Annotated in this window: 20 protein-coding genes, 1 tRNA gene and 2 pseudogenes; 7 read left to right on the forward strand and 16 right to left on the reverse strand. The window is 76.0% G+C overall.

Annotation, left to right across the window (positions count from 1 at the left end; all coding sequences use genetic code 11):
- Window positions 1-101 precede the first annotated feature (101 nt).
- A complete protein-coding gene (locus ACI8AA_RS11990; RefSeq protein ID WP_457044638.1) occupies window positions 102-1,847 on the reverse strand; it encodes a glycerol-3-phosphate dehydrogenase/oxidase in 1,746 nt (581 codons plus the stop codon).
- Between the two features lie 141 nt (window positions 1,848-1,988).
- Between ACI8AA_RS11990 and ACI8AA_RS11995 the strand changes: the two genes are divergently transcribed.
- Entirely contained in the window at window positions 1,989-3,008 is a 1,020-nt protein-coding gene (locus ACI8AA_RS11995) for a sugar-binding transcriptional regulator (protein ID WP_457044639.1), read from the forward strand.
- 41 nt (window positions 3,009-3,049) lie between these two features.
- Complete coding sequence (locus tag ACI8AA_RS12000; protein ID WP_457044640.1) at window positions 3,050-3,766, forward strand: maleylpyruvate isomerase family mycothiol-dependent enzyme; 717 nt, start codon at window positions 3,050-3,052, stop codon at window positions 3,764-3,766.
- A gap of 97 nt (window positions 3,767-3,863) precedes the next feature.
- Here the strand turns inward: ACI8AA_RS12000 and ACI8AA_RS12005 are convergent, their stop codons facing one another.
- The 4 genes from ACI8AA_RS12005 to ACI8AA_RS12020 are packed head-to-tail and all read right to left on the reverse strand — an operon-like array spanning window position 3,864 to window position 6,749.
- Window positions 3,864-4,607, reverse strand: coding sequence for an SCO1664 family protein (locus ACI8AA_RS12005; protein WP_457044641.1), 744 nt, complete (start codon window positions 4,605-4,607; stop codon window positions 3,864-3,866).
- A 16-nt stretch (window positions 4,608-4,623) separates the two neighbouring features.
- Window positions 4,624-5,175, reverse strand: coding sequence for a DUF3090 family protein (locus ACI8AA_RS12010; RefSeq protein ID WP_457044642.1), 552 nt, complete (start codon window positions 5,173-5,175; stop codon window positions 4,624-4,626).
- Between the two features lie 35 nt (window positions 5,176-5,210).
- Entirely contained in the window at window positions 5,211-5,897 is a 687-nt protein-coding gene (locus ACI8AA_RS12015) for a histidine phosphatase family protein (RefSeq protein WP_457044643.1), read from the reverse strand.
- 18 nt (window positions 5,898-5,915) lie between these two features.
- Window positions 5,916-6,749 (reverse strand): undecaprenyl-diphosphate phosphatase, encoded by an 834-nt coding sequence (locus ACI8AA_RS12020; RefSeq protein WP_457044644.1) that lies wholly within the window; start codon window positions 6,747-6,749, stop codon window positions 5,916-5,918.
- Window positions 6,750-6,927: 178 nt separating this feature from the next.
- Between ACI8AA_RS12020 and ACI8AA_RS12025 the strand changes: the two genes are divergently transcribed.
- Window positions 6,928-7,908 (forward strand): aldo/keto reductase, encoded by a 981-nt coding sequence (locus tag ACI8AA_RS12025; RefSeq protein WP_457044645.1) that lies wholly within the window; start codon window positions 6,928-6,930, stop codon window positions 7,906-7,908.
- Window positions 7,905-9,872, forward strand: a complete 1,968-nt coding sequence (locus ACI8AA_RS12030) for an AAA family ATPase (RefSeq protein WP_457044646.1) — start codon at window positions 7,905-7,907, stop codon at window positions 9,870-9,872. Before ACI8AA_RS12025 ends, ACI8AA_RS12030 begins: the two co-directional genes overlap by 4 nt.
- Window positions 9,873-9,911: 39 nt before the next feature.
- Here the strand turns inward: ACI8AA_RS12030 and ACI8AA_RS12035 are convergent, their stop codons facing one another.
- Together ACI8AA_RS12035 and ACI8AA_RS12040 are read right to left on the reverse strand one after the other, a co-directional pair.
- Window positions 9,912-10,682, reverse strand: a complete 771-nt coding sequence (locus tag ACI8AA_RS12035; protein ID WP_457044647.1) for a DUF2470 domain-containing protein — start codon at window positions 10,680-10,682, stop codon at window positions 9,912-9,914.
- A 65-nt stretch (window positions 10,683-10,747) separates the two neighbouring features.
- Complete coding sequence (locus ACI8AA_RS12040; RefSeq protein WP_457044648.1) at window positions 10,748-11,236, reverse strand: hypothetical protein; 489 nt, start codon at window positions 11,234-11,236, stop codon at window positions 10,748-10,750.
- Window positions 11,237-11,346: 110 nt separating this feature from the next.
- Between ACI8AA_RS12040 and surE the strand changes: the two genes are divergently transcribed.
- Window positions 11,347-12,114 (forward strand): 5'/3'-nucleotidase SurE, encoded by a 768-nt coding sequence (gene surE, locus ACI8AA_RS12045; protein WP_457044649.1) that lies wholly within the window; start codon window positions 11,347-11,349, stop codon window positions 12,112-12,114.
- 105 nt (window positions 12,115-12,219) lie between these two features.
- Here the strand turns inward: surE and ACI8AA_RS12050 are convergent, their stop codons facing one another.
- Entirely contained in the window at window positions 12,220-12,483 is a 264-nt protein-coding gene (locus tag ACI8AA_RS12050) for a hypothetical protein (RefSeq protein ID WP_457044650.1), read from the reverse strand.
- A gap of 120 nt (window positions 12,484-12,603) precedes the next feature.
- On the opposite strand from ACI8AA_RS12050, the gene ACI8AA_RS12055 reads away from it, so the two are divergent.
- A complete protein-coding gene (locus ACI8AA_RS12055; RefSeq protein WP_457044651.1) occupies window positions 12,604-12,804 on the forward strand; it encodes a DUF5703 family protein in 201 nt (66 codons plus the stop codon).
- Between the two features lie 59 nt (window positions 12,805-12,863).
- On the opposite strand, the gene ACI8AA_RS12060 is transcribed toward ACI8AA_RS12055, so the two are convergent.
- From ACI8AA_RS12060 to ACI8AA_RS12070, 3 genes are read right to left on the reverse strand one after another with little or no spacing between them, the layout of a single operon-like run.
- Entirely contained in the window at window positions 12,864-13,817 is a 954-nt protein-coding gene (locus ACI8AA_RS12060; protein WP_457044652.1) for an NADPH:quinone oxidoreductase family protein, read from the reverse strand.
- Between the two features lie 56 nt (window positions 13,818-13,873).
- Window positions 13,874-14,680 carry an SDR family oxidoreductase gene (locus tag ACI8AA_RS12065; RefSeq protein WP_457044653.1) on the reverse strand — a complete coding sequence of 269 codons (807 nt, stop codon included), beginning with the start codon at window positions 14,678-14,680 and terminating at the stop codon, window positions 13,874-13,876.
- A 7-nt stretch (window positions 14,681-14,687) separates the two neighbouring features.
- Window positions 14,688-16,007: a M20/M25/M40 family metallo-hydrolase gene (locus tag ACI8AA_RS12070; RefSeq protein WP_457044654.1), complete on the reverse strand. Its 1,320-nt coding sequence runs from the start codon at window positions 16,005-16,007 to the stop codon at window positions 14,688-14,690.
- 118 nt (window positions 16,008-16,125) lie between these two features.
- On the opposite strand from ACI8AA_RS12070, the gene ACI8AA_RS12075 reads away from it, so the two are divergent.
- A tRNA-Leu gene (locus ACI8AA_RS12075) sits at window positions 16,126-16,210 on the forward strand.
- A gap of 101 nt (window positions 16,211-16,311) precedes the next feature.
- Here the strand turns inward: ACI8AA_RS12075 and ACI8AA_RS12080 are convergent.
- The 5 genes and pseudogenes from ACI8AA_RS12080 to ACI8AA_RS12100 form a co-directional block, all read right to left on the reverse strand.
- Window positions 16,312-16,548: pseudogene (locus ACI8AA_RS12080) on the reverse strand (tyrosine-type recombinase/integrase); the annotation flags it as partial.
- A gap of 64 nt (window positions 16,549-16,612) precedes the next feature.
- Window positions 16,613-16,885, reverse strand: a pseudogene (locus ACI8AA_RS12085) (tyrosine-type recombinase/integrase); the annotation flags it as partial.
- 193 nt (window positions 16,886-17,078) lie between these two features.
- Window positions 17,079-17,441 (reverse strand): hypothetical protein, encoded by a 363-nt coding sequence (locus ACI8AA_RS12090; RefSeq protein ID WP_457044655.1) that lies wholly within the window; start codon window positions 17,439-17,441, stop codon window positions 17,079-17,081.
- Window positions 17,442-18,154: 713 nt separating this feature from the next.
- The gene (locus ACI8AA_RS12095) at window positions 18,155-18,523 is read right to left on the reverse strand and encodes a cupin domain-containing protein (protein ID WP_457044656.1); all 369 of its coding nucleotides are present in this window, start codon (window positions 18,521-18,523) and stop codon (window positions 18,155-18,157) included.
- 3 nt (window positions 18,524-18,526) lie between these two features.
- Window positions 18,527-19,300, reverse strand: a complete 774-nt coding sequence (locus tag ACI8AA_RS12100; protein WP_457044657.1) for an alpha/beta fold hydrolase — start codon at window positions 19,298-19,300, stop codon at window positions 18,527-18,529.
- Window positions 19,301-19,564 lie beyond the last annotated feature (264 nt).

A 19,564-nucleotide genomic window follows, 5' to 3' on the forward strand; every position in this document is an offset into this window, starting at 1 on the left:
GCCCGCCCGGTGCGGGCGGGTCGTGCCGAGCCCTCTGTCCACCTCCTCTCCGGCAGCGGCGGTCGGGTCGGGCCGGCGGGACGCCCCGCCGGCCCGCGGTCTCAGGGGGCGTCCGCGAAGGGCCGGATCTCCGGTGCGCGCAGCCGCGCCTGCTCGGCCGAGGTGTCGTCGGGCATCGCCTCGGCGGCGCGCTCGGCCTCCACCCGCGCCAGGTAGGTGCTGATCTCCCGCTCCCGCTGGGCGTCGTCCCAGCCGAGCAGCGGCGCCATGAGGTCGGCCGCGGCGCGGGCCGAGGCGGTGCCCCGGTCGGCCTGCTCGTAGGACAGCCGGGTGCGGCGGGTGAGCACGTCCTCCAGGTGCAGGGCGCCCTCGGCGGTGACGGCGTAGACGACCTCGGCCGGCAGGTAGTCCGGCGCGCCCTCCAGCGGGCGGCCGAGCTCGGGGTCGGCGTCGACCAGGGCGAGGACCTCGTCGACCAGGCTGCCGTAGCGGTCGAGCAGGTGCTCCACGCGCTGCTCGGTCCAGCCGTGCGCGGCGGCCAGGTGCGCCTTGCGGTTCCAGCGGACCCGGTAGCCGTCGGCGCCCACCAGCGGCAGCTCCTCGGTGAGCGAGGCGGGGATCGGCGCGTCGGGGTCCTCGCCGGGCGCCCGGTCGCGCAGCGCCATGTCCACGACGTCGCGGGCCATGACGCGGTAGGTCGTGTACTTGCCGCCGGCGATCATGGTCAGGCCCGGCCGCACGGTGGCGGCGGTGTGCTCGCGGGAGACCCGGGTCGTCCCGCCGGCCTCCTCGTCGACCGGCTGCAGCAGCGGGCGCAGGCCGGTGTAGACGCCCAGGACGTCGTCGCGGGTGAGCGGGCGGTCGAGCACCGCGTTGGCGTGGTCGAGCAGGTAGTCGACGTCGGCGGCCGAGGCGACCGGGTGGTCCTTGGCCAGGTCCCACGGGGTGTCGGTGGTGCCGATCACCCAGTGCGTCGGCCACGGGATGATGAACAGCACGCTCTTCTCGGTGCGCAGGATGAAGCCGTCCTCGCCGGCGATCGCCTCGCGCGGGACGGCGATGTGCACGCCCTTGGAGGCGCGCACGGTCAGGCCCTGGGCGCGGAAGAGCTCCTCCGTCTGGTCGGTCCACACCCCGGTGGCGCCGACGACGTGGCGGGCGCGGACGGTGAGCTCGCGGCCGGTCTCGAGGTCCACCGCGCGCACGCCCGCGACCCGGCCGTCCTCCTCCAGGTAGCCGGTGACCTGGGTGCGGCTGGCGGCCAGCGCGCCGTGCCCGACCGCGGTGCGCACCAGCACCTGCACGAGGCGGGCGTCGTCGACCTTGGCGTCCCAGTAGCGGATGGCGCCGACGGCGACGTCGTCCTTGAGCGAGGGCGCCACCCGGTGCAGCGCCTTCTTCGACAGGTGCCGGTGCAGCGGGACGCCGTGGCCGTCGCGGCGGCCGAGCAGGCCGCCGAGGGTGTCGTAGAGGGCGATGCCCGCGCCGATGTAGGCGCGCTCCCACACGCGGTGCCGGATCGGGTAGAGGAAGGGCACCGGGTGCACCAGGTGCGGGGCGAGCCGGCCGACGAGCAGGCCGCGCTCGTGCAGCGCCTCGCGGACCAGCGCGAAGTCGAGCATCTCCAGGTAGCGGAGCCCGCCGTGCACCAGCTTGCTGGCCCGGCTCGAGGTGCCCGAGGCCCAGTCGCGCTGCTCGAGCAGGCCGACCGTCAGGCCGCGGCTGGCCGCGTCGAGCGCGGCCCCGGCCCCGGTGACCCCGCCGCCGATGACCAGGACGTCCAGGACGTCGCGGGACATGCGGTCGAGGGCGGAGGTGCGGACCTCGGGCGAGAGGGCTGTGGACACCGGGCACTCCTGAGGTGGTGCGGGGGCGGTGCGGGGCGCCGGCGGGGTGCCGGCACCCGGGGACGAGGGTCAACCTGCACCTGTTGGCCGCGCAGGGCAACCACCTGCACGTCCGTGCACGACGGCGTTAGCGTGGGGCCGGTGCGCGGGGTCGCCCGCGCCGGGAGGGAGCGGGGCGTGCCGGCCGACGAGGACCTCGAGCGGGTGGCCCGCCGGTACTGGCTGGACCGCGTGCGGATGGAGGACATCGCCGCCGAGGAGGGGGTCTCGCGGTCCACGGTGTCCCGGATGCTCGACGCCGCGCGGGCGCTGGGCATCGTCACGGTCTCGGTCAGCGCCGTGCACGGACGTGCAGCCTCGATGGCGGGCGAGCTCGGCGCCCGGTTCGGCGTCACGGCGCGTGTGGTCGCGGTGCCCGAGGACGCCCCCGACGTCGCCCGGCTGCAACTGGTCGCCGACCGGACCGCGGCGGTCCTCGACGAGGCGATGGGCGACGGGATGACGCTCGGGCTGGCGTGGGGCACCACCACCAGCGCCGTCGGCCAGCACCTGCGGGCCCGCCCGCTGCGGGACGCGCACGTCGTCCAGCTCAACGGGGCGATGAACACCCACAGCAGCGGCGTCGGCTACGGCAGCGACGTCCTCGGCCGGTTCGGCACCGCCTGGGACGCGCAGGTGCACCACTTCCCCGTGCCGGCGTTCTTCGACCGGTCCGAGACCCGGCAGGCGATGTGGCGCGAGCGCAGCGTGCGCCGGGTGCTGGCGATCCAGCAGTCCGCCGACGTCGCGCTGTTCGGCGTCGGCGCGATGGCCGGCCCGGTGCCGAGCCGGGTCTGGGCGGAGGGCTACCTCGGCCCCGCCGACCGCGCCGACCTCGCCGCGGCCTCGGTGGTCGGCGACGTGTGCACCGTGTTCCTGCGCGGCGACGGGACCTGGGAGGGCATCCCGATCAACGCGCGCACCAGCGGGCTGGTCCCGCCGGCGCTGCGCCGCATCCCGCGGCGGGTGTGCGCGGTGGCCGGCGTCAACAAGGTCACCGCGCTGGCCGCGGCGCTCGCCGGCGGGCTGGTCACCGACCTGGTGCTCGACGAGCGCACCGCCGCGGCGCTGCTGCTGCGCCGGGCCGCGCCCCGCCCGGTGCCGGCCCTGTGGGCCCGCTGACGGGCTAGCGTCGGGGCCCGTCCCCGCGCGAGGAGGCCGCGATGGAGCTGTCGGGCTACCTGCCGGTGCTGCGCCGCACCGACGCCCGGTTCGCCGACGCCGCCGCCGAGGCCGTGCTGGCCGGCGGCTGGACCGCCCCGGTGGCCGCGTGTCCCGGCTGGACGCTGGCCGACCTGGTCTGGCACCTCGGCACGGTCCAGCACTTCTGGGCCTGGGTGGTCCGCACCCGCGCCCAGGACCCCGGCGGGTACGTGGAGCCGCGGCGCCGTCCCGACGACGAGCTGCTGGGCTGGGCGGCGGGGCAGTCCGCGGAGCTGGAGGCCGCGCTGGCCGGCGCCGACCCCGCCGAGCGGGTGTGGACCTGGGCGCCGCGGCAGGACGTCGGCTTCGTGCTCCGCCGCCAGGTGCAGGAGGCCGTCGTCCACACCGTCGACGTCGAGCAGGTGCTCGGCGACGTCCGGCCCATCCCTCCCGACGTCGGCCTCGACGGCATCGACGAGTGGCTGGAGGTGATGGTGCCCGGCGCGCTGCCCGACGGCCCGCCCGAGGGCGCGCACCCGGTGGTGCTGCACGCCGTCGACGCCGGTGTGGAGCGGACGCTGTTCGCCGGCACCCGGCCGCAGCCGGTGGCCACGCTGCGCGGCACCGCCGGGGACCTGCTGCTGGCCTGCTGGCGGCGGGTGCCGCTGGAGGTGCTCACCGTCGACGGCGACGGCCTCCAGGCGGCCGCGATGATCGCCGCGGTCGACCTGTCCTGAGCCCACGGGGGCCGGTCGGTCCCGGGTGTGTGCGCCGAGGCCGCGTCCCGGCGCCCGGGATGCGGCGTCGGCGCACACCGTCAGCGGGCGCGGCGGGTCAGAAGGGGGGCCAGGGCAGGGCGGGCCAGTCCCCCGACGGCTCGGGGTGCACCTGCGTGCGCAGCAGCTCGGCCACCCGCTGCTGCGTGCACCGGACCTCGCGGCGGGTCAGGTGCTCGTGCAGCGCCTCGCCGAGGTCGCCGCGCAGGTCGTCGGCCAGCCGCTCGAGCACCGCCAGCGCCTCCAGCAGCAGCGGCTTGCCCGCCCAGCGCCACAGCAGGGTGCGCAGCTTCGGGTCCGTGGAGAAGCAGATGCCGTGGTCGACGCCGTACACGTGGCCCGACGTCGTCGGGATGATGTGCCCGCCCTTGCGGTCGGCGTTGTTCACGACGGCGTCGAACACCGCCATCCGCCGCAGGCCCGGGTGGTCGGAGCGGACGAACGCGGCCAGGTCGACGTCCGGGTCGCCGTCGATCCACAGCTGCACCATGCCGGGGCCGAACGGGCCCTCGCGCAGCACGGTGGGCGGCACGATGTCCCAGCCGGTGGCCTCGCTGACCAGCGCCGCCGACACCTCGCGCCCGGCGAGGGTGCCGTCGGGGAAGTCCCACAGCGGCCGCTCGCCGGCGACCGGCTTGTAGACGCACTCGGCCTCGAGCGTGCCGGTGCGGACGGTGCCGAACAGCGTCACGTTGCTCGCGTCGAGCATGCGGCCCTCGACGTCGATCTCGCCCTCGCGCAGCAGGACACGCGCCTCGGCGGCGGTGGCCGGGGCGCGGAGGTCCTCCGCGGGCTCGCTCATCGCCGTCGTCCGCGGATCAGCGGCGGTAGCCGTTCTGCCGGGGGCAGACGTGCCCGGTCGGGTCCAGCGGCAGGGAGCACAGCGGGCACGCGGGCCGGCCGGCGGCGACGACGCGGCGGGCACGGGCCACGAACGAGCGGGCGGCGCCGGGGGTGATGGTCACCCGCAGCGCGTCGGGGCCCTCCTCGGCGTCGGACAGGATCGTCTCCTCGTCGACCGGCTCGTCGGTGGCGGCCACGGCCTCGACGACGACGGCCTGCGCCTCGCCGTCCCAGGCCAGGCCCATGGCGGCCACGCGGAACTCCTCGTCGACGGGCGCGGTGAGCGGCTCGAGGTCGTCGACGTCAGCGGTGGCGGGGACGGCGGTGCCGGGGCGGGTGGCGATCTCGTCGAGCAGCTCGTCCATGCGCTCGGCGAGGACCTGCACCTGCGACTTCTCCAGCGCGACGCTGACCACGCGCCCCTCGGCGTCGGACGCCTGCAGGTAGAAGGTGCGGTCCCCGGGCTGGCCCACCGTGCCGGCGACGAACCGGGACGGGCGGTCGAAGCGGAAGACCTGGCGAGGCACGCGCCCAGGTTACGCGGGGAGGCGGACGGTTGCGTTCAGGTCGTGGCCGCCCCGGCGCCGCCGCCCACCACGGCGTCGGAGTCGGCCTCGCCCTCCTTCGGGAGGAGCGCCGCGACGTCGCCGCCGGTGTCGTTCATCCGGACGACGAAGGGCCGGGTCTCGGTGTAGGTGACGACCGAGATCGACGCCGGGTCGACGACGATCCGCTGGAAGGCGTCCAGGTGCAGGCCGAGGGCGTCGGCGAGGACGGCCTTGATGACGTCGCCGTGGCTGCACGCCAGCCACAACGCGTCGGGTCCCAGCCGGGCGTTCCACTCGCGGACGGCGGCCACCGCGCGGGCCTGGGTCTGCGCCAGCCCCTCCCCCTCCGGGCCGGGGAAGACCGCGGCGGAGGGGTGCTGCTGCACGACCTTCCACATCGGGTCCTCGGCCAGCTCCTTCAGCGGCCGGCCGGTCCAGTCGCCGTAGCGGGCCTCGCCGAGCCGGTCGTCGGCCTGCAGCGGCAGGTCGCGGTCGGCGAGGACGGCCTCGGCGGTCTGCCGGCAGCGCTCCAGCGGGCTGCTGACCACCGCGGCCAGCGGCACCGGCGCCAGCCGCCGGGCCACCGCGGCCGCCTGCTCCTGCCCGGTCTCGTCGAGCCGCACGCCCGGGGTCCAGCCGGCCAGCACGCCGCCGGCGTTCGCCGTCGTCCGGCCGTGCCGCAGGAGGATGACGGTGGTCACGACGCCCGAGCCTAGGCGCTAGCGCGGGGCGAGCACCCCGACGCCGACCAGGGCGAGCAGGGCCAGGCCGAGCACCACGCGGTAGACGACGAACGGCGTGAACGTGCCGCGGTCGAGGTAGCGCAGCAGCCAGGCGATCACCGACAGGCCGACGCCGAACGCGATGACCGTGGCCAGGATCGTCGGCCCCCAGGCGACGGTCTCCCCCGCGACGTCGCCGGTGAGCGCCTCGTACACCTGGAAGAAGCCGGACCCGAGCACCGCCGGGATGGCCAGCAGGAACGAGTACCGGGCGGCGGCCGCGCGGGTGTAGCCGAGGAACAGGCCCATGGTGATCGTGCCGCCGGAGCGGGACACGCCCGGCACCAGCGCCATCGCCTGGGCCAGGCCGAACAGCAGCCCGTCGCGGACGCTGAGGTCGGCCAGCTCGCGCCTCTTGCGGCCCACCCGGTCGGCCCAGTACAGGACCAGCGAGAACGCGACCAGCGAGATGGCCACGATGCGCAGGTCGCGGAACGTCGTCTCGATGTCGTCCTGGAACAGCAGGCCGAGGACGACGATCGGGATGCTGCCGACGATGATCAGCCAGCCCATGCGGGCGTCGGGGTCCGACCGCCGCGACCGGTGCCGCAGCGCCCGCAGCCAGGCGACGACGATCCGCGCGATGTCCTTGCGGAAGTAGAGGAGCACCGCGGCCTCGGTGCCGATCTGCGTGATCGCGGTGAACGCCGCGCCCGGGTCACCCCAGCCCGCGGCCTCCCCGACGACGCGCAGGTGCGCGCTGGAGGAGATCGGCAGGAACTCCGTCAGCCCCTGCACCAGCCCCAGGACGACGGCCTCGAACCACCCCACCGCCGCTCAGCCCCGGGGTCCGGGGGTCGGGCGGGACGCGGTGCGCGGGTTCCGTCGGAGCACGGGAGGACAGCCTAGGTCGGTCCCCCCGGGACCGGCCGGGCACCACGCGGGTCGCCGTCCTCACACCGCCGCGCCCACCGGCCGGTGTCGGCCCGCGACGGTAGGTTGGCCGGTCGTGGAACAACGGGCGCTGGGACGCAGCGGCCTGGTCGTCTCCCGGCTGGCGCTGGGCACCATGACCTGGGGCCGGGACACCGACGAGGACGAGGCGGCGCTGCAGCTCACCGCGTTCGTCGACGCCGGCGGCACGCTCGTCGACACCGCCGACGTCTACTGCGACGGCGACAGCGAGCGGACCCTGGGCCGGCTGCTGGCCGACGTCGTCCCGCGGTCGGAGGTGCTCGTGGCGACCAAGGCCGTGGGCCGCACCGGGCCCGGGCCGCTGGGCCGCGGCGCCTCCCGCGGGCACCTGCTGGCCGCCCTCGACGCGTCGCTGGCCCGCCTGGGCGTCGACCACGTCGACCTGTGGCAGCTGCACGCCTGGGACGACCACACCCCCGTCGAGGAGACCCTCGCCGCCTGCGACGCCGCCGTCGCCAGCGGCCGCGTCCGGTACGTCGGGGTGAGCAACTACACCGGCTGGCAGACCGCGCAGGCCGCCACCTGGCAGCGCGCCTGGCCCGGGCGCACGCCGCTGGTGAGCACCCAGGTCGAGTACTCGCTGCTGCAGCGCGGCGTCGAGCGGGAGGTCGTCCCCGCCGCCGAGGCGCTGGGGCTGGGCGTGCTGGCCTGGTCCCCGCTGGGCCGGGGGCTGCTCACCGGCAAGTACCGCACCGGCACCCCGCCGGAGTCGCGCGGGGCCTCGCCGCAGTGGGCCGGGTTCGTCGACGACCTGCGCTCGGCCACCGCCGACCGGATCGTCGAGGCGGTCGCCACCGCCGCCGACGGCCTCGGCACCACCCCGCTGGCGGTGGCGCTGGCCTGGGTGCGCGACCGCCCCGGCGTCGCCGCGCCCGTCGTCGGCGCCCGCACCGCCGTCCAGCTGCAGGCCTCGCTCGACGCCGAGAGCGTCCGGCTGCCCGCGGCCATCCGCACGGCGCTGGAGGACGTCTCCGCGCCGCACTTCTCCTACCCGGACCAGCGCACCGCCCGATGACCACGATCTCCGTGAGCACCGCTCCCGCCCCCGACCCCGTCTTCGCCGCCTTCGTCGCCGCCGGCCTGTGGCCGGGCCTGGGCAAGCGCGCGGCCGCCGAGCTGCCCGCCGCCGGCATCACCTCCCCCGACGACGTCACCGCCGCGAAGCTGCTGAAGATGCCGCGGGTCGGCAAGCAGCGCGCCGAGCGGCTGTTCTCCTCGTTCCTGTCCGCGCAGCCCACCTACGGCGTGGTCGAGCTGCTGGTGCGGGCCGGGCTGGAGGCGAAGCTGGCGTCCTCGGCCGCCGACGCCCTCGGTGACGACGCCGCGCGGCGCCTGCGCGACGACCCGTGGGCGCTGCTGGGCCTGCACGGCGTCAGCCTCACCGACGCCGACCGGCTGGCGATCTCCCTGCTGCCCGGCGCCGACCGGCAGGACTCCCGCCGCGGCCGCGCGATCGTCGTCATGACCCTGCGGACGGCGTCGCGCGACGGGCACACCGTGCTGCCCGCCGACCTGGTCGTGGCCGCGCTGCGCGCCGAGGGCGTCACCGACCCGGCGGCGGCGATCGTCGCGGCGGTCGAGTCGGGCGAGGTGCTCGACCACGAGCCGCCGGAGCCGGAGTTCGACGAGGACGCCGACCTCGACGAGCTGCCCGAGCCCGACCCGGCGCTGCGGATGCTGTCGCTGGCCCGGTTCGGCATGGCCGAGGAGGCCGTCGCCGAGGGCGTGGCCCGGCTGGCCGCCACCGCCGAGCGGATCGCCGACCCGGCCGCCGTCCGGTCGGTGTCCAAGGGGCTCGACGAGGCGCAGAAGCAGTCCGTGGCGCAGGTGCTCGGCGCCGGCGTCTCGCTGCTCACCGGCGGGCCGGGCACCGGCAAGAGCCGCACCGTGGCCGCGATCGTGCGGCTGCTGCGGGCCAAGGGCACCGAGGTGGCGCTGGCCGCGCCCACCGGCCGGGCGGCCAAGCGGCTGGAGGAGCTCACCGACCACCCGGCGGTCACCGTGCACCGGCTGCTCGGCGCGCAGGGCTTCGGCGGCGGGTTCGCCCGCAACGAGGAGTGGCCGCTGGACGCCGACGTCGTCGTGGTGGACGAGGCGTCGATGCTCGACGTCGAGCTGACCGCGGCGCTGGTCGAGGCCTGCCCCGACGGCACCCACCTGCTGCTGGTCGGCGACCCCGCGCAGCTGCCCTCGATCGGCCCCGGCCACGTGCTCGGCGACCTCATCGACTCCGGCGTCGTCCCGGTGACCGAGCTGACCACGCTCTACCGGCAGGCCGAGGGCGGTGCGATCGCCCGGCTGGCGAGTGCGGTCCGCACCGGGCAGCTGCCGCCGGTGGACTCCCCCGACCGCGAGGTCGTCGTCGTGCCGGCGACCGGCAGCGGCGAGGCGGCCCGGCGGGTGGTGCAGCTGGTGACCGACTCGATCCCGCGGGCGCTGGGGATCGACCCGCGCAACGTGCAGGTGGTGACGCCGGTGCACCGCGGCCCGGCCGGGACGATCGAGCTGAACAAGGCGCTCAAGGAGCGGCTCAACCCCGGCGACGGCACGGTGTTCGGCTTCGACGTCGGCGACCGGGTGGTGGCCACCGCCAACCACCTCGACCTCGAGCCGATCGGGTTCGCCAACGGCGAGGTCGGCGTGGTCACCGGCACCGGCGAGGGCTCGCTGACCGTGGACTTCTCCTCCGGCCCGGTGACGGTGACCGGCGACGCGCTGCCCGACCTGCGGCACGGCTGGGCGATCACCGTGCACCGCGCGCAGGGCTCGGAGTGGCCGGGCGTCGTCGTGGTGCTGCCGCCGGAGGCGGGCGGGATGCTGTCGCGGCCGCTGGTCTACACCGCGCTCACCCGGGCGCAGCAGCACCTGTCGATCGTGCACGCCTCGGGCGCGGCGCTGGCCCGGGCGGTGCGGGAGGTCGACGTCCGCCCGCGGCGCACCCGCCTGGCCACCCTCCTCCGCGAGAACCTGGACGCCTGAGTCGGGTGGCAGAGATGGCCATTTCTGCCACCCGGAGGACTAGTCGCGGCGGGCGAGGCCCGCGCGGAGGGCGCACAGCAGCTGGGACGTCGCCGCGCGCAGCTGGCCGGGGCAGGTGAGCGGCCGCGGGAAGGGCACCCGGACGTCGCGGTGCCCGCCCGGCCGCTCCACCCGCAGCCGGTAGCCGAACCGGTCGACGCCCAGCGGGCGCACCGTCTCCCCCGGCCCGGCCGGCACCCGGCTGCGCAGGACGGCGAGCACGTCGGGGTGGTCGCGGTCGAGGTGCTGCAGCATCCGCGCCTCGACGGCGGCGAGCGGGTCGGGGCGGGCGGCGGCGAACTCGCCCGGCGAGACCTCGGTGCAGGCGTCGCCCTCGCGCAGCACGACCTCGGCGAGGTCCAGCCGCAGCAGCGTGGCCGACGTCCCGACGTCGAGCAGCGCGCCCTCGGGCCGGACCTCGGCGAAGGCGACCGCGGCCGCACGCCGGTCGATCTCGGGCACCGGGGTGAGCCAGCCGGCCAGCCACAGCGTCGCCCGCACCGGGTCGCGCAGCGGCACCGGGGCGCGGTCGCTGACCATCAGCAGCGCCGAGACGTCCCGGTCCGGCGCGCCCTCCAGCGCGGCGGCGACCTCACCGTCGGCGGGGACGAGCACGAGCACCTGCCCGGCGGCGGTGGTGGCGTGCGCGAGGGGGCGGCTGGGCTCGCGGCCGGCGACGCACAGCGCCGCGGCGCTGCGGGTCGCGGCGGTGCGGGCCCGTTCGGGGGCGCCGGCGACGGAGAGCGCCGGAGAACCCGGGCAGGTGGTCATGGCTCTCCTTCGAGACGACGGTAAGGGAAGCCTAACCACACCCGCCGGCGGAGGGAAGCGGGACGTCATCCCCCGTTGGCGGCGCGCGCCCGCCGCAGGTTGCGCCGGACCGTCGCCGGGAGCAGCGCCAGGTTGCCGATCGCCCCCGCGGCGAGCACCACCAGCAGGTAGACCACCCCGCCCGCGTCGAGCACGACGGCCAGCACCACCGCGGCCAGCAGGCACAGCCCGGCCAGGCCGAGGACGACGGAGGCGGCGCGGTCGCGCCCGGCGTGCGCGGCGTGCTGCTCGTCGAGGACGGTCAGCGTGGTGCCGGCCCAGTCGGCGGCCGCCGGGCGCAGCCGCGCGTCGTCCACCGGCCGGCCGCGGGTCACCGCCGTCTGCACGGTGTCGGCCTCGGCGCCGCTCAGCCCGTGCCGGGCGACCACCTCGGCGCGCAGGTCGCGGGTGCCCGGGCCGCGCAGGTCCGCCCAGAACCGGCGGCCGGCGAGCGACCAGGCCAGCAGCGGCAGCACCAGCGCGACGAGGAGCAGGAACACCAGCACGAGGGGCACCCGGCGAGCATGCCCGGCGGGCGCCCGCCCGGGGACGCGGCCACCCCGGACGGGTGTGCCGGACGCTCCCGCGGGGCACGTGGGCGCCGAGCCGACCGGGAGGGGGCCGCGTGCACGCACTGGTGACCAACGACGACGGGATCGACAGCCCGGGTGTACACCTGCTGGCCCGCGTGGCGGCGGAGGCGGGCCTGGAGGTGACGCTGGCCGCGCCCGACCAGGACCACAGCGGGTCCGCCGCCTCGCTGACCGCGCTGCTGCAGGGCAACCGGCTGGCGGTCCGGGAGCACCGGCCGGCCGGCGCGGGCGCCGTGCGCACCCTGGCCGTCGAGGCCTCCCCCGCGCTCATCGCCTTCGCCGGGGTGCGCGGCGCGTTCGGGCCGCGGCCGGACCTCGTGCTCTCCGGCGTCAACCGGGGCCCCAACACCGGGACGGCGGTGCTGCACTCGGGGACCGTGGGCGCCGCGCTGACCGGCGCCACGCACGGGCTGCCGGCCCTGGCGGTGTCGCTGGCCGGCACCGCCGACCCGACCGCGGAGCACGCCTGGGCCACCGCCGAGGACGTCGCCCGCCGGGCGCTGCGGTGGACCCTCGGGCTCGCGCCCGGGCCGGTCGTGGTCAACGTCAACGTCCCCGACGTCCCGCCCGGGCGGCTGCGCGGCCTGCGCCCGGCCCGGCTGGCGACCTTCGGCGCGGTGCAGGTCGGGGTCGGCGAGTCCGGCGAGGACTTCGTGACGCTCACCTTCCACGAGACCCCCGACGGACCCGAGCCGGGGACCGACGACGCCCTGCTGCAGGAGGGGTGGGCCACCGTGACCCTGCTGCAGCCGCCCGCCGAGGCGCCCGGGGCGGACTACCCGGGGCTCGACGGCGCCTGAGCGAGCAGCAGGCGCAGGTGCTCGTGCGCCCAGGCGGCGAGCGTGGTCGGCGTGGTGGGTCACCGGTGGGGGCACCACGATCGCCGTGCCGGGGGTCTGCTCCGGTCAGGCGGTGCGGTCGTCGTCGTCGAAGGGGACGTCCGCCTCCTGCTCCAGCACGTCGGCCTCGTTGGCGTCGACGTCGCCGACGGGGCGCAGCGGGCCGGCCGAGCCCGGCGCGGTCGACAGCTGCTGCTCGAGCGCGTCGGCCTCGTTCGCGTCGAGGTCGCCGACCGGCCCCGCGTCGCCGGCCCCGGCGGGGGCCGCGGGCTCGAGGAGGGCCTCCTGCTCGGCGCGGTCGGCGTCGGTGGCGGAACCGGGATCGGTCACGTCGTCCTCCCTCGGTGCGGATCGGGTCGCGGTCCATCCTGCCGCCGGTCCCCGGCGGCGGCAGTCCGGGAGCGGGCGCCCGGGTGACCGGCGGGTGTCCAGCGTGGCAACATCGGGCGGGTGGACCTCGCCGACTGGGAGTACGCGCCGCTGCGGATCCCCCCGGGCACGTCCCGTTCCGCAGCGGCCACCATGTTGAGCCTCCAATCCGACGTCGGCGGGTGGGAGCTGGCCCGCCTCCAGCTGCACGCGGACGGCACCCGCAAGGTCGTCCTGCGGCGCCGGGCGCGGCTGTCCTACCTGCCGATGCCGGTCACGTAGCCGGCTCGCAGACGACGCAGGGCGTGCTCCCCGGGTGGGGAGCACGCCCTGTCGCGTCCTCAGGGGACGAGCACGACCTTGCCGACGGTCCCGCGGTCGGCCAGCGCGGCCAGCGCCTGCGGCGCCCGGTCCAGCGGCAGGACCTGGCCGACCAGCGGGTCGATGGCGCCCGCGGTGACCAGCCGGACCAGCTCGTCGTGGGTCTGCCCGATCACGGCCGGGTCCTTCTTCTTGTACAGGCCCCAGTGCAGACCGACGACGCTGTAGTTCTTGACCAGCGCGTGGTTGGCCGGCGCCTCGGGGATCCGCCCGCTGGTGAACCCGACGACGACCAGCCGGCCCTCGAAGGCGATGCACTTGCGCGACCGGTCGAACACGTCGCCGCCGACCGGGTCGTAGACGACGTCGGCGCCCTCCCCGCCGGTGAGCTCCTTGACGACGGGGACGAAGTCCTCGGCCGTGTAGTCGACGACGTGGTCGGCGCCGAGCTCGCGGCAGACCTCGACCTTGTGCGCCCCGCCGGCGGTGGCGATGACCTTGGCGCCGGCGGCCTTGCCCAGCTGGATCGCCGCCGAGCCGACCCCGCCCGCGCCGGCGTGCACCAGCAGCCACTCCCCCGCCTGCAGGTGTGCCCGGCGGTGCAGGCCGACGTGGCCGGTCTGGTAGGTGAGGTACAGCGCGGCGGCCTTCTCGTCGGACAGGCCGTCGGGCACGGGCCAGGCGTCGCGGGCGTTCATCAGCGCGTACTCGGCGAAGGCGCCGGGGCCGCCGGCCGGGCCGCCGATGACCCGCCGCCCGTCCTCGGTCTCGCCGCACAGCTCGACGCCGGGCGTGTAGGGCAGCGGCGGGCGCTCCTGGTACCTCCCCTGCGCCATGAGGACGTCGGGGAAGTTCAGCGCCGCCGCGCGCACCCGCACCTTGATCTGGCCCTCGGCCGGGGTCGGCTCCTCGACGTCCTCCAGCCGCATGACCTCCGAGGGGTCGCCCAGCTCGTGTACCCGCCATGCACGCATGCGCCGACCCTGCCAGAGGCCGCGTGACGCCGGTCACCGGCCCCCGGCAGGAGGAGTCAGAGCATGGACGGCGGGCGCAGCGCCTCCGGGACGACGGCGGTCTCGCCGGTCGCCGTCTTCGCGCTGGGCACGCCCTTGAACCTGTAGGGCACGGTGCCGACGCCGGGCTGGATGACGTACGCGGCGCCCGGCTCGCCCGAGGTCCAGGCCATGACCATCGCGTCGGCGACCTCGGCGGCCGGGATGACCGGGAAGTTCGCGGCCTCGAACTCGTGCCGGATGCGGTCGATGATCGCGGTGTCGGCGAAGCCGGGGCAGATCGCGCTGATGGTGATGCCCTCGCGGGTCAGCCGCGGCGCCATCGACCGGACGAACGCGATCGCGCCGCCCTTGGCCACGCTGTACCCGGGGTCCGTGGGCATCGGCGACAGGCCCGCCAGCGACGCCGTCACCACGATCGCCCCGCCGCCGGCCCGCTTGATCGCCGGGCGCGCGGCCTGCACGCCGTAGACGACGCCGAACAGGTCGATGTCGACCACGCGCATGAACTCGTCGAGGTCGAGGGCGTCGTCGCTCTTGGCCGCGGAGATGCCGGCGTTGAGGTAGGCGGCGTCGAGCCGGCCGTGCTCGGCCTCCACCTGCGCGACGACGGCCTCGTTGGCGGCGCGGTCGGTGACGTCCAGGGCGACGAAGTGCGCGCCGAGCTCCTCGGCCACCGACCGGTTGCGCTCGGAGTCGAGGTCGGCGGCGACGACGGTGACGTCCCGCTCGCGCAGCTTCTGCGTGAGGGCGCGGCCGAAGCCGCCGGTCCCTCCGGTGATCAGCGCGACGGAACCGGGGCCGGGAGGTGTGGGAGAGGTCACCCCCGCATCACACACCACGCAGGAAGCGGTCCAGCACCCGGACACCGAAGCGCAGCGACTCCACCGGCACCCGCTCGTCGATGCCGTGGAACAGCGAGGCGAAGTCGAGGTCGGCGGGCAGCCGCAGCGGGGAGAAGCCGAAGCAGCGGATGCCCAGGCGCTCGAAGCTCTTGGCGTCGGTGCCGCCGCTCATGGTGAACGGCACCGGCCGCGCGCCGTCGTCCTCGGCCGTGAGCGCGGCGGCCATCATGTCGACCAGCGGGCCGTCGAAGGTCGTCTCCACGGCCTGGTCGTGGACGATCCACTCGCGCTGGATCCCCTCGCCGACGAGGCTCGCCAGCTGCCGCTCGAACTCCTCCTCCTCGCCGTGCAGGAAGCGGCCGTCGACGATGGCGCTCGCCGTCCCGGGGATGACGTTGGTCTTGTAGCCGGCGGTGAGCATCGTGGGGTTGGCGGTGTTGCGCAGCGCCGCGCCGATCATCCGGCTGATGCTGCCCAGCCGGGCCAGCGCCTCCTCCGGCTCGTCCGGGTCGATCTCGATGCCGTAGGCCTCCTCGACCGCGGCGAGGAACTGGCGCATCGGCGGGGTGAGCACGGTGGGCAGCCGGGTGGAGCCCAGCCGCGCGACGGCCTGGCACAGCCGGGTGACGGCGTTCTCCTCGTGGACGAACGAGCCGTGCCCGGGCCGGCCGCCGGCGGTCAGGCGCATCCACGCCAGGCCCTTCTCCGCCGTCTGGACCAGGTAGAGGCGCAGGTCGTCGCGGACGGTGATGGAGAAGCCGCCGACCTCGCTGATCGCCTCGGAGCAGTCGGCGAACAGGTCGGGGCGCTCGTCGACCAGCCAGCGGGCGCCGAGCCGGCCGCCGGCCTCCTCGTCGGCGACGAAGGCGAGGACGACGTCGCGCGGCGGCTGCACGCCGGTGCGGGCCCACTCGCGCACCAGCGCCAGGACCATCGCGTCCATGTCCTTCATGTCGACGGCGCCACGGCCCCACACGTAGCCGTCGCGCTCCTCGCCGGAGAACGGGTGCACGCTCCACTCGGCCGGGTCGGCGGGGACGACGTCGAGGTGCCCGTGCACGAGCAGCGCGGGGCGGCTGCGGTCGGCGCCGGGGATGCGGGCGACGAGGCTGGCCCGGCCGCGCTCGGACTCGAAGACGTCCGAGGCGATGCCGACCTCGTCCAGCTTGCCGGCGACCCACTCGGCGGCGACCCGCTCGCCGGCGCCGGTGGCGGTGTCGCCGGTGTTGGTCGTGTCGATCCGGATCAGCTCGCTGAGCAGCTCGGCGACCTCGGCCTGGGCCTGGACGGGACCTCGGTTCTCCACCCCGGCGACACTACGGGCCCGCCGCGGCCCCGCTGGGCACGGACGACCGGGCGATGCGACACGGCGGGGTACCCGTGCCGGGCCACGCAGGGCGTCGGGTAGTCTTGGCCCCGCACTCGTCCGGGTGGCGGAATGGCAGACGCGCTAGCTTGAGGTGCTAGTGCCCTTTATCGGGCGTGGGGGTTCAAGTCCCCCCTCGGACACAGCACCGCCCCGGTGTTCCTGCAGGTCAGGAGCCCGGGGCGCTGTCGCGTCCGGGCCTCCGGGGCCCTCGTGACACCTCTCTGACACCTATCGCCTGGTGTCAGCCGTCCAGCAGGGCGGCGAAGCGGCCGGCGGCCTCGCGGCCCATGCCGGGGTGCACGTGCTGGTGGACGGTGAGCGTGATGGTGGCGCTGGCGTGCCCCAGGCGCCTGGAGACGACCTCCACCGGCACACCGTCGGCGAGCAGCAACATGGCGTGCGTGTGGCGCAGGTCGTGCAGCCGGATCACCGGCAACTGGTCCTCCCCCACCGCCTTGCGGGCCCGGGCCACCTGGGCGGTGAAGCGCCGGGAGAACCGTTCGGGGGTACCGGCGCTCTCGAGCCGCCCGGTGGGCGCGGAGCGCGGCCACCGTGCCGGCGTCGAGGTCGACGACCCGGGACCGACCCGTCTTGGTGGGGGCCCTCGACCAGCTCCTCGCCTTCACCACCCCGACGCTGCGCCGCACCGCGATCCGCGCGGCCTCCACGTCGACGTCGCGCCACCGCAGGGCCAGCGCCTCCCCGCGACGCAGGCCGGTGGCGGCGAGCAGCCGCCGGCCCATGGCCAGGTCGGGATCCTGGTCGTCGGCCCGGCGGCGGAACCGGGCGAGCTCGGGCGCGGTCCAGGCCTGCATCTCCGGCGGTCGGGCCTCGGCCGGGCTCGGTGGCGTGGACCGGTCGGTCGGGTTGACCGGAAGCCGTCCCTGCGTGACCGCGTCACCGAGGGCCGGCCGCAGGATGGTGAACACGTAGCGCACCGTCCGGGGCGAGAGGCCGCCTGTGCCGTCGGCCCGGCCGGTCGCTCCAGCTCGCGCATCCAGGTGTCGTTCATCGACCGGTGAGGCGGGCGATCCGATGGGCTGTGAGGTGCGGGTCGATGTGCAGCCGGATGTCCCTCAGGTACGACGCGCGCCTGGAAGGACTCAGCCGTTGGGTCTGCATCCACTCGGCGAGATGGGCGTCCAGGCGCTGCCGGGACGGCTCGACGCACTCCCCCGATCCGGGCTTGCGGAGCTCGGCACGCAGGGCGCCCGCGGCATCTCTCCTGTGCACGAACCCATGCTTGAGGACGATCCGTGGCGTTCCGTCCTCCCGTTGCACGGCGTACTCGATCAGGAAGCGCGGGCCGGCCCTCGTCCGGTACTCGCTGATCCCACCGTCGCCCTTCTGGCGCCGCCGTGGCCCGGCCATCCATCGACCTCCGTCGCTGCCGCCCGGGAGACACCCGCCGTCACGGCCTTCCCCCGGACAGTTCCCCTCCCGGGGTCTACCGCCGGTAGGGGACCGATGAACGCCCTGGCGGCAGCCTGTGGACGAGAAGCGACTTGTGGCCATCCGGATCGACGAGGGGCGGTCTGAGACCCCCCCGGACAGGCTCACGCGCGTTCCTCCGGAATCCCTCCGGTGAGCGGAGGCGGCCGGATCACTGATGTCGTCAGTCTCAGGGAGCACGGCGCCGGGACGGACGAGCCGAACCGGACACCCACCCGGCCGGCAGCTCCTCAGGGCCGGAAACCCCAGCCACACCCGAGCCGTCCGGCGCGGCTCGCGCCTGTCCTGTTCGCGCAGCTCAGGCCCCACGCTCTCCGCCGCAGTCCGGTCCGATCCGCCGCCGATGGAAGCGCGTCTCCCGAGGGCGACGAGCCGGGGCGGAGGCCACGCGCCCTCCGAGTGAGCGCTCCCGAGACCTTGCCGGGCGACCGCGAGCCTCGCGCCGAGCGAATGCGCGCAGCCCGACATCGGGATGAGCGATGGGATCGGCCGGCGATTCTGCGACCCGGCGGGAACCTGGTCGGGATCCCGGCACCGTCCTGTCCGCCTCCCCGGCCGGCGCCGGGACACGGGGCTGCCCGGGACCGACGGTCGCTCCTGCTCGAGCAGACCGTCAGCCGGTCCGCAGCGGATCAGCCGGCGAAGGTCGCCAAGGGCTGTCCGATCTCGACGATGTAGGTGGACAGCATCCGTCCCGTGCCCTGGCCGATGTCGCGGGCGTTGTGCGGAGTCCGCGGTGGGATGAGGAAGCCGTCGCCGGCCTGCAGGATCACTGTGTCGGCGTCCCTGATCCGCATCTCCACCGTCCCGGCGAGGATGTAGCCCACCTCCTCCCCGGGGTGGGTGTGCCAGCCCGATTCCACGCCCACCGGGATCTCGGTGAGCACCTGGACGATCTCCCGCCCGGGGATCGACGAGGGGCCGCGCTGCACCTCGGTGCGCCGGAGCTTGGCGGCCAGGTCGTCCGGTACCGACAGCACGGGCGGCCCGGGCTCGGACACGGCTCAGACCTCTGCCGGGGCGCGGCCGGCGACACGGTGCCCCACGGCCCCCATCGCCTGCAGGATCGCGTCGATCACCGGCTGCGGCTTGGTGACGAAGGCGACGTGCGAGCCCTCCACCTCGCTGATGGTCATGCCGGCCCGCCGGGCCATGTTCCGGACGACGTCGCTGCCCGCGGCCTTGTCGCCGGTCGGGATGACCGCCCAGCACGGCAGGGCTCTCCAGGCCGGCGCACGGGTCGACTCGGTGAACCCCCGCATGGCCACCGGCCGCTGGGTGGCGGCCATCAACGCGCTGTCCGCGAGTGGCACGTCGGCGGCGAAGGCGTCGTGGAACTTCTCCGGATCGATGGCGAACTCGACCTCGGTCTCGCTCCCCTGACCGGTGGGGTACCGGAGTTGGACGAGAGCGCTGTTGAGGACGCTGTCGACGGAGTCGTCCTCGATCTCCGCGAGCGTCTCCCCCTCGTCCGGGGCGAACGCGGCGACATAGACCAGGGCGACCACGTTGCCCGGTCGCGTCCCGGCGTTGGTGAGGACCGCCCCGCCGTAGGAGTGGCCCACGGCGATCACCGGGCCGGGGATCTGCCCGAGCGCACTGGCGACGTAGGCGGCGTCGTGCGCGAGGCCGCGCAACGGGTTGGAGATGGCCCGGGCCCGCCCCCCGGCGGCCGTGAGGCCGGCGAGGACGCCGTTCCAGCCGGAGCTGTCGGCGAAGGCGCCGTGCACGAGGGCGACGGTGGGGGCGACGGTGGGGGCGGCGGTGGTGTCGGTCATGACGATCCTCCCGATGCGGTGGTTGACGGAGCCCGGTGCTGGGACGAGCGGCCACCACCACGGCGGTCGTGGGCGGCGGTCAGCGGCGATGGCCCGACAGCCGACCGAGGCCACCTGCTGCGGCCGCGGACCCCAGGCGTCGGCGGCCAGCCGAGACCAGGACGGCCGCCCGCCGCCCGGTCGTCGTCGACGTCCCCGCCCGCCTGGGTGATCACGGCCGCCATCGCTCCTCCCGACCCTCGGCTGCCGCGATCCCCGCGTCCG

Source organism: Geodermatophilus sp. SYSU D01180 (genome assembly GCF_054050415.1).

Bases quoted from the DNA above. Each gene is read 5' to 3' on its own strand.
- ACI8AA_RS12000 (WP_457044640.1), top strand. From the start codon at position 3,050: ATGGAGCTGTCGGGCTACCTGCCGGTGCTGCGCCGCACCGACGCCCGG.
- ACI8AA_RS12005 (WP_457044641.1), bottom strand. From the start codon at position 4,607: ATGAGCGAGCCCGCGGAGGACCTCCGCGCCCCGGCCACCGCCGCCGAG.
- ACI8AA_RS12030 (WP_457044646.1), top strand. From the start codon at position 7,905: ATGACCACGATCTCCGTGAGCACCGCTCCCGCCCCCGACCCCGTCTTC.
- ACI8AA_RS12035 (WP_457044647.1), bottom strand. From the start codon at position 10,682: ATGACCACCTGCCCGGGTTCTCCGGCGCTCTCCGTCGCCGGCGCCCCC.
- ACI8AA_RS12060 (WP_457044652.1), bottom strand. From the start codon at position 13,817: ATGCGTGCATGGCGGGTACACGAGCTGGGCGACCCCTCGGAGGTCATG.
- ACI8AA_RS12090 (WP_457044655.1), bottom strand. From the start codon at position 17,441: ATGGCCGGGCCACGGCGGCGCCAGAAGGGCGACGGTGGGATCAGCGAG.
- ACI8AA_RS12100 (WP_457044657.1), bottom strand. From the start codon at position 19,300: ATGACCGACACCACCGCCGCCCCCACCGTCGCCCCCACCGTCGCCCTC.